Genomic DNA, 13,414 nt, shown 5'->3' with positions numbered 1-13,414 from the left:
GAGACAGGCAAATGAACAGCATCGTCCATTTCGACAAAGTGCGTAAATCGTTTGGTAGCAATGAAATTTTAAAAGGCGTCAGCTTTGACGTGCAAAAGGGCCAGGTCGTCGCGCTGATCGGCCGCAGCGGCTCGGGAAAAAGTACCGCGCTGCGCTGCATTAACGGACTGGAAAGTATCAACGACGGCACGCTCAAAGTGTGCGGCCGCGATATGCATCAAGGCAAGATCGACTTGCATACTCTGCGCAAGGATGTCGGTATCGTGTTTCAAAGTTATAACCTGTTTCCGCACCTGACGGTGGAAGAAAACATCACATTGGCACCACGCAAAGTGAACCGCTTAAATAGCGCCGACGCGCGTGACATTGCCAAAGACGTTCTGCGCAAAGTGGGCCTCGAAGACAAAGCCGCGGCGTATCCGGAGCAACTATCCGGCGGTCAACAGCAGCGTGTCGCCATTGCACGTTCGCTTGCCATGAAGCCAAAACTGATGCTTTTTGACGAGGTGACATCGGCGTTGGATCCAGAACTCACCGGCGAGGTATTAAAGGTGATTGAAAATCTTGCGGTGGATGGCATGACGATGGTGCTGGTGACCCATGAAATGCATTTTGCGCGTAATGTCGCCGACCAAATTCTTTTCATGCATGACGGTGTGGTCTGGGAACGTGGAAACGGCGACATGCTCACGCAACCAAAGACAGCAGAACTGACCCAATTTGTGGGTAGTGGATTTTAATAAAACGGCCGCGAGACCGATAACTAGGAGTGAGACCATGAAGAAACGTAATGTTCTATCCGCCAGTCTGTTGGCGCTTTGCCTGTTGACCTTATCGTCATTTTCTACAGCCAATACGCTGGAAAATATTCAACAGCGCAAAAAAATCCTGATCGCCGTCGATATCGGTGCACCGCCCTACGGAATGCTCGATGGCAAAGCTAAGCAAAGCGGTTCCGACATCGAAACTGCTCAACTGCTCGCCAAAGATCTCGGCGTAGAACTTGAAGTCGTCCCGGTCTCCGGACCTAACCGCGTGCCTTTTCTGCTGACCAAAAAAGCAGACCTGGTCATCGCCTCGTTTTCCATCACCGATGCGCGTAAGAAGGTCATTGATTTTTCCAATCCGTATGGCGTCATCCAGGTGGTAGTGGGCGGTCCGGTCAAACAAAAAATCGGCACGTATACCGACCTGATTGGGAAAACCGTCGCTGTCACCCGCGGGACGACCAGCGACATGGAGTTAACCCTTGGCGTGAAGGAAATTTCTGGCGTAAATATTGTCCGATATGAAGATGACGCCACCACCAATACTGCGGTGTCGACAGGTCAGCAAGACTACCTCGCGGCAGCGATGAGTGTGATCCCCGCAGTCAAAAAAGCCAATCCGTCGCGCGATGTCGAAACGAAATTTATCATGAAGACTTTCCCGCTCGGTATAGGCATCCGCAAAAACGATGCCGAGTTGAAAGCCTACCTAGATAAATGGGTCCAGATCAATCTTAAAAACGGCAAGCTGAACGAGATCTATAAGAAATATTTTGGCGTCTCGCTTCCTGCCGACATGCTTAACTAAACTGGACGAATGCTGACATGCCTGATATCAAAAAAGAGATAGCCCCTTCTGTCGTAGTGACGGCCGCGGTAGCGACTGCCCCAACACCCACAGCCCAAGCACCAGAAGCCCATGCAGTGCGACTGCATGCAGATGACGATGTTGTCATCGCGCGCAGTCAGTTAGTGGGCGGTACTGTCCTGACCGGCGAAGATATTCGCGTCTCCGGCTTGATCCCGTCTGGCCATAAAGTAGCGGTGCGACGGATTGAGCAAGGTCAGGCTGTCAAGCGATATGGACAAATCATCGGCTTTGCCAGCCGCACGATTTTGCCCGGCGAGCATGTACATACCCACAATCTGGTCATGGGCGAATTTGTTCGTGACTATGCGTTCTGCGTCGATTCCAAACCCACTGTGTTAAACGAGATACCGGCAACGTTTGATGGTATCGTTCGCGCCGACGGTCGGGTTGCCACACGCAACTATATTGGGATACTAACTTCCGTTAATTGCTCCGCCACGGTGGCGCGAGCGATTGCGGATCGTTTTCGCAGAGATATTTTTCCCGAAGCGTTGCGCGCATTCCCGAACGTGGATGGCGTGGTCGCGCTGACCCACGGCGCCGGTTGTGCCGTTGATCCGGAAGGCGAAGGCCTGGCCATGCTCCAGCGTACGTTGGGCGGCTATGCAAACCATCCGAATTTTGCTGGCGTGTTGGTCATCGGCCTGGGTTGCGAAACCAACCAAATCTCCAGAATTATGGAAACGCAAGGTCTGGTCGAAGCTGACTTTCTCAAAACGTTCAATATTCAGGAAACCGGTGGAACCGCCAAGACCATCACGCGTGGGGTCGACATCATCAACCAAATGCTGACCGAAGCAAACCGGGTTCACCGGCAGCCGGTACCGGCAAGCCATCTGGTTGTTGGATTGCAATGCGGCGGCTCGGATGGCTATTCGGGTATCTCTGCCAATCCTTCCTTGGGCGCTGCCGTGGATCTGCTGGTTCAAAACGGTGGGACCGCAATCCTGTCCGAAACGCCGGAAATCTATGGTGCTGAACATTTGTTGACACGCCGCGCCGTGAGTCGCGAGATTGGCGAAAAACTGGTCAGCCGAATTCACTGGTGGGAAGAATACTGCGCCAGAAACAATGCAGCGATGAACAATAATCCATCCGCGGGAAACAAGGCGGGCGGACTGACTACAGTGCTGGAAAAATCATTGGGCGGCATTGCCAAAGGCGGCAATACCAATCTGGTCGAAGTCTACGAATACGCTCAACCGGTGAAGGCCCGAGGACTCGTTTTTATGGACACCCCGGGCTACGACCCAATTTCTGCCACCGGACAGGTCGCTGGCGGCGCAAATCTCATTTGCTTTACCACCGGACGCGGCTCCGCTTACGGTTGCGCACCCACCCCTTCACTCAAAATCGCGACCAACAACGCGCTCTGGAAGCGCCAGCAGGAAGATATGGATTTGAACTGCGGCACCATTCTGACCGGCGAAGCCACTATCGCAGAAAAAGGCAGGGAGTTGTTTCAACTGATGCTCGACACTGCCTCCGGCAAACGCAGCTGTAGCGAAGTCCACGGTTATGGACAAAACGAATTCGTACCATGGCAAATCGGCGCGATCACGTGATGATTAGCCCCTTAGAACTCACCTGACATACAGCGAATCGCTTCACAGCTTAAATGGAATAAAAAATCATGACCAATGACAATCACAAGCCTGAATACCGTGGCGTATTTCCAGTAGCGCCGACCATTTTCGACGATCAGGGCAATCTTGATCTGGACGGACAGCGCCGCTGCCTCGATTTCATGATCGATGCCGGTTCGGATGGGATCTGCATTCTCGCCAATTTTTCAGAACAGTTTGTGCTCAGCGATGACGAGCGCACCATTTTGACGAACACGGCGCTGGAACACGTTGCAGGACGCGTGCCGGTCATCGTGACGACCAGCCACTTCAGCTCACGTATTTGCGCCGAGCGAAGCCGCAGTGCGCAGGATGCCGGTGCGGCAATGGTAATGATTATGCCGCCTTATCATGGCGCCACATTCCGCGTCGCAGAGCGTGGCATTGAAGCTTTTTTCAAGGTCGTCTCCGATGCCATCGATATTCCGATCATGATTCAGGATGCGCCAGCCAGCGGGACAACATTGTCGGCGTCATTTCTGGCAAAAATGGCCAAAGAAATCGCCAACGTTTCTTACTTCAAAATTGAAGTACCGCAAGCTGCGGCAAAGCTGCGCGAACTGATTGAACTTGGCGGCGACGCCATTCTGGGGCCGTGGGATGGTGAAGAAGCCATCACGCTGATGGCTGATCTGGATGCTGGCGCGACAGGCGCAATGACCGGCGGGGGCTTCCCGGACGGGATTCGTAAAATCATCGACGCTTATCAGGCCGGTGATTACGAACAAGCCGCAGCTTATTATCAACAATGGTTGCCGCTGATTAATTTTGAAAATCGGCAAGGTGGTCTGGCGACGTGCAAAATCCTCATGAAAGAGGGCGGAATCATCGCATCAGACGCATTACGCCACCCGCTTCAACCCATCCATCCGGCAACCCGCGACGGACTGATGCAGATCGCGCGCCGCCTCGACCCGCTAGTTTTGCGTTGGGCGAATTAATACAACCGCTTGCGGCAAACCATCGCAGTGCAAGCAGCAGATCTACTTCTTATTTTTCAAGGAATCTTATATGCAGATTTTAGGTGAGTCATTAATTGGCAGCCGCGCTACACGTGGCACAAACGGCACTATCAATGCCGTCAATCCGGCGTCCGGCGCCATACTTGCGCCGCTTTTCGGCGGAGCCACGCAAGAGAACCTTGAGCAGGCATGCGCGTTGGCCTGGCAGGCATTTGATCGTTATCGTGAAACATCGCTTGAAGCGCGAGCGGTTTTTTTAGAGACGATTGCTCAAAACATTCTGGAACTCGGCGACGATCTGATCGAGCGCTGTGTCAGCGAAAGCGGCTTACCGCGTGGTCGCATTGAAGGAGAGCGTGGGCGCACGGTCGGTCAACTTCGCATGTTCGCCGCCGTGGTCAGAAACGGCGACTTTCTAGAAACGCGGATCGATCCGGCGCAGCCAGAAAGAAAGCCGTTTGCGCGGGTAGACCTGCGCCTTCGGAACATTCCGGTTGGCCCCGTCGCCGTGTTCGGTGCCAGCAATTTCCCTCTCGCTTTTTCCGTCGCCGGTGGCGATACAGCGTCGGCCCTGGCGGCAGGTTGCCCGGTCATCGTCAAGGCCCACTCGGCACATCCAGGTACGTCCGAGATGGTTGGTCGGGCGATTCAAAAAGCAGTCAGTGATTGTGATTTGCCGGAAGGTACGTTCTCGCTTCTATTCGACAGCGGACGCAGTATTGGCCAAGGCCTGGTATCCGACCATCGCATCAAGGCAGTTGGCTTTACCGGATCACGTGCTGGTGGCACCGCTTTGATGCAACTTGCCGCAGCCAGACAAGAGCCGATTCCGGTGTATGCCGAAATGAGCAGCATCAATCCAGTGCTACTGTTTCCGCATGCGCTGTCCAATCGCGCAGCATCAATCGGCAAGGAATTTGTCAGCTCGCTGGTACTTGGCGCCGGACAGTTCTGTACCAACCCCGGTCTTATCCTGGCCATCGATGGTCCGACTCTGAACACATTTATAGACGCGGCGAAAACTGCGCTGAATGAACAATCGGCATCGACCATGCTGACGCCGGGTATACATCAAGCCTACGACATGGGTGTCACAGCGATTGGCGATCACCCTGACGTTCGCACCGAGGCGCGCGGCAAAGGCGGCACACAGTATCAAGGACAGGCGGCGTTGTTTTCTACTACAGCGGAAGCCTTCCAAAAACATGCCGCATTGCAGCAAGAGATATTCGGTGCATCGTCGCTGATTGTTCGCTGTCCGGATCTGGCGACGATGCTGGCAATTGTAGAAAGCCTCGAAGGTCAATTGACAGCCTCAATTCATATCGAAGAGGCAGATCATGCCGAATTCCGTGGATTCTTGCCTGCGCTGGAACGTCGTGTAGGTCGCATCCTGGTGAACGGATTCGGGACCGGCGTAGAAGTTGGTCACGCCATGGTCCATGGCGGTCCCTACCCGTCAACTGCCGACGGCAAGTCTACATCCGTCGGTAGTCAGGCTATTTTCCGGTTTCTGCGGCCGGTAAGCTATCAAGACATGCCTGAGTCACTGCTGCCCGACGCGCTTAAGACAGACAACCCGCTTGGCTTACTACGCCGCGTCGATGGCCAGTTGCGATTTAATAATGCCAATGTCGTAACGTGATGACGTTGTAGATTTAAAAGACCGTTATCGTGAACATACGCCCCCGAAACATTCTTTTCGGGGTGTATCGCTCAACCGTGTGTGCATCGGCTTTTTACGTATCGATTTGGCCGAAAAAATTTAAAAAGCGCACAAGAAAAAATTCCATACTCAGTCAAGCGAAGTAAGGTTGGCAAGTTTCCAGTCTGCGATACGCTGCTGACCATGCAATCAATCCAGCAATTGCACCACGTCTCTACGATACTTACATTGGCCGCTCAATTGGCAGTCACTCAATCCCCGTGTCATTTCCAGATTAATCGATAGCAACAGTCCGCCACATCTATCCTCCTCTTATCCAAAAATCCTCCACATGCTTTTCAGAAATTTTTCGCAAAGGGCTTAAGGAAACCTCATGTTGGTCGTTATTACTAATGAAATATTAATTTTTCTGGAATGACTTATAAAAAATATTGCATAAATGTCTATGCATTAACAAAAAAACATCTGTTAAATGTTTGATAAGTAGTCGTATATTCCAAAAATAATCAAATTTAAGAAATAGGAGCGAGTTTAGTCTTATTGATCAATAGTCAATATTAAAGAAGTAATGGTGTTCTACCCATTCGGCACCATAGCTGCAGCAACACGCGCTTTGATTAGTGATTTTGTCTGTAATGATGATAGTAATTGCAGTCGCATCGCCTTACTGGTTACCCCGGTAGAACGTAACCGTTGCCAGGATCGCAACGACCAAAATAGCTGTTGTCACTCGGTATACGATTGTTTCTGGTGTACATAAAGGGGTCCTCCTAATGACAAACTTCCTATGGTTCTTTTAGAGCAATTGTTGAACCTGTTTGACTGCAAAACAGAACAGGAATGGAGCGCATCGTTGTTCAAGACTGCAAAAAACAGTGGATTTGAGCAAGTCCTTTACGGCGTTCTACCCGGGAAAAAAAAGCCTGATGTGCTTTCTTTTCTTCAGAGCAACTACCATCAAGATTGGCTGGCAACTTACGAACAATCAGCGCTTCATCGGATTGATCCAGTCTTTGCGCATTGCACTGTTAGCGCGTTGCCGATTATGTGGACGCCGAATACTTTTAAAGGTCGGCTACAGAAAGAGCTATATGAACGGGCTTGCGAGTATAACTTGCGCTTTGGCATCAGCTATCCGGTACATGGGCCGCAAGGAGAGTGTGGGACGCTGAGTTTTGTCGCAGATAACGTGAACCACGAAGCCTATAGCGGACGACCGCTGGTGCTGGGAGAACTATCGTTGATTCGCGATTATGTATTGGAATCATCGCAAAAATTTCTGACAGTATCACCTTCCATTGAAGCGCCAACAAAACTGACAGTGCGTGAACTCGAGTGCATCAAATGGGTAATGTCAGGCAAATCATCGTGGGAAATTTCTCAGATTCTTCATTGCTCGGAAGCGACGATCAATTTTCACGTGGCGAATATGAAAAAGAAATTCAATGTCCAGACGCGACAGCAGGCGGTCATTAAAGCGATTAAAGAAAAATTAATTATCCCTGCGTGAATTTATTGCTACCGTTATTGCTACCGAATTGCCACCTTAAGCGTGAGAGTGCGCCGTCTCTTTGGAAGAAGTTGATCGTAGAACCAACTCTGCTTTTTCCGTTAGCACCATCAAACCCTGAATCTTCAATGGGCAATTACGACCTTCATTGCAATTGTGGTTGCAACATATCGGTGTGGCAGTGTCAGAAATCGGACGTGGTTTTATAGTCTTGTATTTTAATAAAATCTTAGCAATTTGATCCGAATACCACATAGCACACACCAAAAATAAGATGGCTAACCCGATACATAGCCCTATCCATACGTAGCGTTGAATCATCACTTTCCTTTGTTTTTCTGGTCGAGGATTTTTTTAGAAAGCTCGTTAACACTCTTAACGTTTTACAACCTCAATAGTTATACAAAATGCGAAGGGAAGTAACTATCAATTCTGATAGGTTATCGGGATACAGTGCCTCTGATGCACTTCATTAAAGACTTATTGCGTCGCAACTGCACATTCACCCTCGGATGGTCAGATGATGGAATCTCCGCAATTGAATAAGGAAGTCGAAATGGTCTAGACGATTTTGATCGCGCTCGGCCTGCATTCGATCACGAGTGCGTCCAAAGCGTCCGCGTCTGTGAACGGACCTTTGCCGCACTCCGACCGCAGTATCAATGTATCTGACATTAATCTGTCATTAAGCCGTCACTAATGGCCCAAGCCTGACGTGGCGATCAAGTTGATCAATACGATGCGCGGCGAAATTCGCCAGCATCTGAGCGGACGTCAATGCAAGGCGCAACAAGCGCTCCGTGGCAATGATATCCAGCGTCGGCTTGACATCGGTGCCGCGGTCCGCATTGCTTACATGGACCAAATCAAGACATGTTTTTATCCCTTCGCAGACATCCACCGTCAGCGCATAAAATTGCGCGCATTGATTAGTCTGATGATGCAAAGGAAGCCATGAAAATGGCTGATGGAATGCTTCTGGCTCTGGCGGCGGTGGCGGTGTCATGCTCGGCTGGCTCATGATTGCACTCCCGTGTTGACTTGGACAGCTAGGCGCTTAAAGAATGGTAAAGAAGATGCGGTAGACGTGATGGTTCTAAGCATTGTTGATTCCTTTTACGGTTACACCGCATCCCAATTTGAAATGGGGTGGGCGACAAATGGCAAGGTTAGTAGACCGGTACGTTTGGCTGCCGGCAGGCCGAAGCCTCCCTACCAATGTCGCCCATAGAAGGAACAACAATGGCAGACACACAAGAAAGACCGCATTGCGCGGCCTGTGTGCCAAACGTAATCGAGCTACTAAACTCGGCCTCCTTTTTCTCAGAGACAAAAAGAGTATAGGGCATCATGATGCTTTTTGTGAAGTAGATTACCGATTCCATTTCTTCGTCACTTGCTCACAATCAACGAAGAAATGGCGCATCCATCACGAACCCCGCTCCCAATACGCCTGATCGCAAAAAATCATCACTAAAAGTCACGCGTTGGTTTGACAAACCTCGCAGCGTATTTCTACAATGCATGCACGATCTCAAACTGAAAGTGGGCTCTCCCATCGAACACGCTGCCATTCCCCCATCGCCAGTCTTGCAAGTCAACGGGCTGTGCTTCCATTACGCGCAAGGCGCCGTATTCACTGATTGGTCTACGCGTATCCCACCGGGAGTGACACTGGTGCGCGGTGGCGAAGGTAGCGGTAAGACAACGCTGCTACGTCTGTTGGCGGGTGAACTGCCAGCCGCTAAAGGTGATCTGGAGATTAACGGCGTGAAGCTGGTCGACCAGCCTGCCGCCTATCGACGGCAGGTGTTTTGGATCGATATGCGATCAGATGCTTTTGATCAGATGACGCCGGTTGCGTATTTCGCCTCTTTGCACGCTTTGTATCCCGGATTCGATCAGGTCTTGTTGGCCGATTTGATAGACGGTTTGTCGCTGGCGCCGCATCTGGAGAAGAATCTTTACATGCTTTCCACTGGGTCAAAGCGCAAAGTCTGGCTGGCGGCCGCTTTCGCCGCTGGCGCAGCGGTAACATTGCTGGACGATCCTTTTGCTGCACTTGATAAGGGTTCCATTGGCTTTGTGATGCGGTTCCTGGACGGAGTGGCGAATCATTCTTCGCGTGCGTGGGTACTGTCGCATTACGAGGCGCCGTGCACTGCGCCGCTGGCCGCGATCATCGATTTGGGGGAATAGCTGGGCTTTATGCAGTGACCGGCGATCAACTTTAACTGATCTTATGGTGGCGCTAGGGCAAATATACGGTTACCCGAGCTTGCCATGCAGCTCGCATGAAAACGGCAACGTAGTCCCAAAATAGTGCACTGCCGACGTTATGTCGTCTTCCGTGGCAAAATCAAAGAAACTAACCTCCCAATGAAGAGACGAGCATTACCTTTCGCAAGTCTGGTTAGTGCTCTTCACTTTCCGTCTCACACTCCGATCACGCGCATCGACGCTGCTGATCTGGCCGTTCACTCTACAAGGATGTTTTAATGAATCCCCTCGAAGCTCAGCTCGACTACGCATTTTCGGATATTTTGCCGGAGGTTGGCGTTACGCTTGAAGTTGCGCCCGGCGTACGTTGGTTGCGCATGGCATTGCCGTTTGCGCTGAACCATATCAATTTATGGCTGCTGGAAGATAGGTTAGAAACCGCACATGGTGTACAAAAAGGGTGGACCATCGTCGATTGCGGGATTTCAAACGATGCCACGCGGAGTGCATGGGAGAATATTTTTGCTACGCAATTAAATGGTTTGCCGGTGTTGCGCGTGCTGGTCACCCATTGTCACCCTGATCATGTTGGTTCTGCAGACTGGCTTTGTCAGCGCTGGCAAGCGCCGCTATGGATGAGTGCTGGCGAATATTTGTCGGCCCGAATGATGTCGGCAGGATTGCCGGGTTTCGATGGCAGTTCGATGTTGCCGCATTTTGAGATGCATGGCATGCGCGATCCTGAAGTCATTGCGAAGGTAGCGCAACGCAAATCCTATTATCCGGACATGGTTCCCACGGTGCCGCACGCCTATCACCGACTGCATGATCAGCAGAAGTTTCGTATCGGCACGCATGAATGGCGCGTGATTACGGGTTTCGGTCACGCCCCCGAGCATGTGGCGCTGCATTGTCCTGATCTCGATTTACTGATTGCCGGAGACATGGTGCTGCCGCGCATCTCGACCAATGTGTCGGTGATTGCGATCGAACCGGAGTCTAATCCGGTCCAGCAGTATCTGGATTCGCTCGAAAAATATCGCAATCTACCCACAACCACCTTGGTGCTGCCTTCGCACGGCAAGCCGTTCCGTGGCTTACAGACGCGTATCGATCAACTGAAGGACCATCATCGCGACCGACTGGCTGAAGTAGTTGAAGCTTGCGCCACACCGCAGTCTGCCAGCGATATCGTACCGATCATGTTTCCCCGTGCTCTGGACGCGCATCAAATGACTTTTGCGCTCGGCGAGGCGCTGGCACATTTACATAAATTATGGTTTGACGACGTCCTTGTGCGGCGCATGGATGCAGACAATATTTATCGCTTTCAGACGCATTGATGCAACCGGCGCTTTGCCTGATGTCTAAAGTCTAAAGCACAGCCCCCATTTATCTTTACGGGATTAAGATGATCGCCGCGACGCCTGCTCCGCCTTATTACGCTGTGATTTTTACCAGCTTGAAAACCGCCAACGATGAAGGCTACGACGCCATGTCGGATCGGATGGTTTTGTTGGCTCAGCAACAACCGGGCTTTCTTGGGATCGAATCTGCACGGGAAACGCTCGGCATTACTGTTTCATACTGGGCCTCGCTAGAAGCAATACGCGCCTGGAAAGCCAACGCCGATCATCTGGTTGCGCAAGCGTCTGGACGCTCTGATTGGTACTCACACTATAAAACGAGGATTGCCAAAGTCGAGCGCGACTATGGTTTCGAATCTGATTGATTCGTTAAAAAAGTATCATTTTATGGAAACTTAACGTCGGCACACTTATAGGCTCAATTCTTATTTTCATTACGCTAGCGTGGATTTGATGCGTCGATTATGAGAGAATACGGGAAAATTTCCATTGGGAAATGATTGCCGTATTGCTTGATCTCGTTTGTATCGGGCAGGTCGGTAGAGGCTTACCGCGACGCATGATTCACGCGTTGCTCTCCTGTCCACCTCATTTTGCCTACTCGTTTAGCTTACTGACTCAACCCATTTCACACACTCCCCATTATCACCTGATATCCCGCCCGCGCACCCAAAGGCTTGTCGCCCATCTCCGTTGCGTGGATTTTTATCGATCCCAAGTAGCGTACTTATTTGATCGATGCCTGACGACGATATGTCGCAGTCATCGCCATCCAACGCGAACGATCTTCACCATTGCTGCCAACCGGACAGGTTTGGATATTTGGTTTGCAGCTAGGTTTCCGCATAGCCTATCGCCCTTCTACACAATCGATCTCAAACTTATCGGGCAATTGAGACACCGTAATATCCTTACCGGAGAAGTTTCATGAGTTTGTTTCGCACCAAAAACCTCGACCAGATGATCCTCGATAGTCAGAATGATAGTAGTGGCCTGAAGCGCACGCTTGGACCGCTCGATCTGACCTTGCTCGGTATCGGCGCGATTGTCGGTACCGGCATTTTTGTATTAACCGGAACCGGTGCTCTGCTCGCCGGCCCCGGCTTGTCGCTGTCCTTCATCGTTGCCGCCGTAGCTTGTGGCTTTGCTGCATTGTGCTACGCTGAATTTTCCTCTACCGTGCCGGTATCCGGCTCGATCTACACTTATAGTTATGCCACCATGGGTGAGCTGGTTGCCTGGATGATTGGATGGGATTTGTTGCTGGAATACGGACTGGCATCATCGGCAGTCTCGGTCGGCTGGTCGGGTTACTTTCAGTCTTTACTAGCCGGATTTGGCGTTCACATACCGGCCATACTGAGTGCGGCGCCTGGCTCGGTGCCAGGCGTGGAGACGTGGTTCAATCTGCCTGCTTTCATCATCTTGCTAGTCGTCACCGCCTTGTTGTCGATTGGTGTGCGTGAATCAGCGCGTGCCAATAACATCATGGTGTTTATCAAACTGAGCGTGGTTGTGCTATTCATCGTCGTTGGTGCGAACCATGTCCAGCCGGCTAACTGGAAACCTTTTCTGCCTTTTGGCTATCAAGGCGTGTTTAATGCAGCAGCCATCGTATTTTTTGCATTTATTGGTTTCGACGCCGTGACATCGGCGGCGGAAGAAGTCAAACGACCCTCCCGTGATTTGCCAATCGGGATCATCGCTTCGCTCACGGTGTGTACGATATTGTATGTGATCGTCGCCAGCATCATGACGGGCATTGTCCCTTACGAAAAATTTCTCGGCGTCGATCATCCTGTCTCACTGGCCTTGCAATATGCGGGTCAAAACTGGGTTGCTGGCTTTGTCGATCTCGGCGCAATTATAGGAATGACAACAGTGATTCTGGTCATGACTTATGGTCAAACCCGCATATTATTTGCGATGTCACGCGACGGACTATTGCCGAAAAAATTATCTAAAGTGCATCCTCGTTTTGCGACGCCGTTTTTTACTACGTGGCTGGTTGGTATTGTATTTGCGCTGATCGCGGCGGTCGTGCCCTTGGGCGTGTTGGCAGAGCTGATTAATATCGGCACATTGATGGCGTTCTCGTTAATTTCAGCGGCGGTATTGATATTCCGCAAAACACGTCCAGATATCAAACGCCCTTTCCGTTGCCCCGGTGTGCCGTTTGTGCCGTTGGCTGCGATCTTTTTCTGCGTATTTTTAATGTTGCATCTGCAAGCGGTAACGTGGATCGCTTTTGGTTGCTGGCTATTGATTGGGCTGGCGGTGTATTTCGGCTATGCGCGTAAGCGGTCGTTGCTGCATCCGAAGTAAATTTACGGCATCGCACAAATCACACAAAGTGATTTAACGCGTATTGCTAATGGAAAGGCGTTCGATACTAGAAGTATCGAACGCCTTTTTTTACTTTTCTG

At 51.1% G+C, this 13,414-nt stretch carries 11 protein-coding genes; 10 read left to right on the top strand and 1 reads right to left on the bottom strand.

What is annotated here, in order from left to right; genetic code table 11:
• Nucleotides 1-11 precede the first annotated feature (11 nt).
• The 6 genes from QN379_RS10065 to QN379_RS10040 all read left to right on the top strand — a co-directional run bounded on the left by QN379_RS10065 (nt 12) and on the right by QN379_RS10040 (nt 7,401).
• Nucleotides 12-740: an amino acid ABC transporter ATP-binding protein gene (locus QN379_RS10065; RefSeq protein WP_323506587.1), complete on the top strand. Its 729-nt coding sequence runs from the start codon at nt 12-14 to the stop codon at nt 738-740.
• Nucleotides 741-777: 37 nt separating this feature from the next.
• On the top strand, nt 778-1,575 hold the full coding sequence (locus QN379_RS10060) for a transporter substrate-binding domain-containing protein (RefSeq protein ID WP_323506586.1): 798 nt from the start codon (nt 778-780) through the stop codon (nt 1,573-1,575).
• A 17-nt stretch (nt 1,576-1,592) separates the two neighbouring features.
• Entirely contained in the window at nt 1,593-3,203 is a 1,611-nt protein-coding gene (locus QN379_RS10055) for an altronate dehydratase family protein (protein WP_323506585.1), read from the top strand.
• Nucleotides 3,204-3,271: 68 nt separating this feature from the next.
• Nucleotides 3,272-4,204, top strand: coding sequence for a dihydrodipicolinate synthase family protein (locus tag QN379_RS10050; protein ID WP_323506584.1), 933 nt, complete (start codon nt 3,272-3,274; stop codon nt 4,202-4,204).
• Nucleotides 4,205-4,274: 70 nt separating this feature from the next.
• Nucleotides 4,275-5,870, top strand: a complete 1,596-nt coding sequence (locus QN379_RS10045; protein WP_322234339.1) for an aldehyde dehydrogenase (NADP(+)) — start codon at nt 4,275-4,277, stop codon at nt 5,868-5,870.
• An 808-nt stretch (nt 5,871-6,678) separates the two neighbouring features.
• The gene (locus tag QN379_RS10040) at nt 6,679-7,401 is read left to right on the top strand and encodes a LuxR family transcriptional regulator (protein WP_322234341.1); all 723 of its coding nucleotides are present in this window, start codon (nt 6,679-6,681) and stop codon (nt 7,399-7,401) included.
• 685 nt (nt 7,402-8,086) lie between these two features.
• Here the strand turns inward: QN379_RS10040 and QN379_RS10035 are convergent.
• A complete protein-coding gene (locus QN379_RS10035) occupies nt 8,087-8,422 on the bottom strand; it encodes a hypothetical protein (RefSeq protein ID WP_322234343.1) in 336 nt (111 codons plus the stop codon).
• Nucleotides 8,423-8,925: 503 nt separating this feature from the next.
• Here QN379_RS10035 and QN379_RS10030 point away from each other — a divergent pair.
• The 4 genes from QN379_RS10030 to QN379_RS10015 all read left to right on the top strand — a co-directional run bounded on the left by QN379_RS10030 (nt 8,926) and on the right by QN379_RS10015 (nt 13,313).
• Nucleotides 8,926-9,600, top strand: coding sequence for an ABC transporter ATP-binding protein (locus QN379_RS10030; protein ID WP_323506583.1), 675 nt, complete (start codon nt 8,926-8,928; stop codon nt 9,598-9,600).
• Nucleotides 9,601-9,899: 299 nt separating this feature from the next.
• The gene (locus QN379_RS10025) at nt 9,900-10,964 is read left to right on the top strand and encodes an MBL fold metallo-hydrolase (RefSeq protein ID WP_322234348.1); all 1,065 of its coding nucleotides are present in this window, start codon (nt 9,900-9,902) and stop codon (nt 10,962-10,964) included.
• A 68-nt stretch (nt 10,965-11,032) separates the two neighbouring features.
• A complete protein-coding gene (locus tag QN379_RS10020; RefSeq protein WP_322234350.1) occupies nt 11,033-11,353 on the top strand; it encodes an antibiotic biosynthesis monooxygenase in 321 nt (106 codons plus the stop codon).
• A 562-nt stretch (nt 11,354-11,915) separates the two neighbouring features.
• Nucleotides 11,916-13,313: an amino acid permease gene (locus QN379_RS10015; RefSeq protein ID WP_322234352.1), complete on the top strand. Its 1,398-nt coding sequence runs from the start codon at nt 11,916-11,918 to the stop codon at nt 13,311-13,313.
• The last annotated feature ends 101 nt before the right edge of the window (nt 13,314-13,414 follow it).

The organism is Glaciimonas sp. Gout2 (assembly GCF_035018905.1).
Classification (GTDB): Bacteria; Pseudomonadota; Gammaproteobacteria; order Burkholderiales; family Burkholderiaceae_D; genus Glaciimonas.
The sequence above is the reverse complement of the archived record's forward strand: the minus strand, read 5'-3'. Positions and strand labels throughout refer to the sequence as shown.

Coding starts and splice junctions, on each gene's coding strand:
- QN379_RS10065 (WP_323506587.1), top strand. CDS start 12: ATGAACAGCATCGTCCATTTCGACAAAGTGCGTAAATCGTTTGGTAGC.
- QN379_RS10060 (WP_323506586.1), top strand. CDS start 778: ATGAAGAAACGTAATGTTCTATCCGCCAGTCTGTTGGCGCTTTGCCTG.
- QN379_RS10055 (WP_323506585.1), top strand. CDS start 1,593: ATGCCTGATATCAAAAAAGAGATAGCCCCTTCTGTCGTAGTGACGGCC.
- QN379_RS10050 (WP_323506584.1), top strand. CDS start 3,272: ATGACCAATGACAATCACAAGCCTGAATACCGTGGCGTATTTCCAGTA.
- QN379_RS10045 (WP_322234339.1), top strand. CDS start 4,275: ATGCAGATTTTAGGTGAGTCATTAATTGGCAGCCGCGCTACACGTGGC.
- QN379_RS10040 (WP_322234341.1), top strand. CDS start 6,679: ATGGTTCTTTTAGAGCAATTGTTGAACCTGTTTGACTGCAAAACAGAA.
- QN379_RS10035 (WP_322234343.1), bottom strand. CDS start 8,422: ATGAGCCAGCCGAGCATGACACCGCCACCGCCGCCAGAGCCAGAAGCA.
- QN379_RS10030 (WP_323506583.1), top strand. CDS start 8,926: ATGCACGATCTCAAACTGAAAGTGGGCTCTCCCATCGAACACGCTGCC.
- QN379_RS10025 (WP_322234348.1), top strand. CDS start 9,900: ATGAATCCCCTCGAAGCTCAGCTCGACTACGCATTTTCGGATATTTTG.
- QN379_RS10020 (WP_322234350.1), top strand. CDS start 11,033: ATGATCGCCGCGACGCCTGCTCCGCCTTATTACGCTGTGATTTTTACC.
- QN379_RS10015 (WP_322234352.1), top strand. CDS start 11,916: ATGAGTTTGTTTCGCACCAAAAACCTCGACCAGATGATCCTCGATAGT.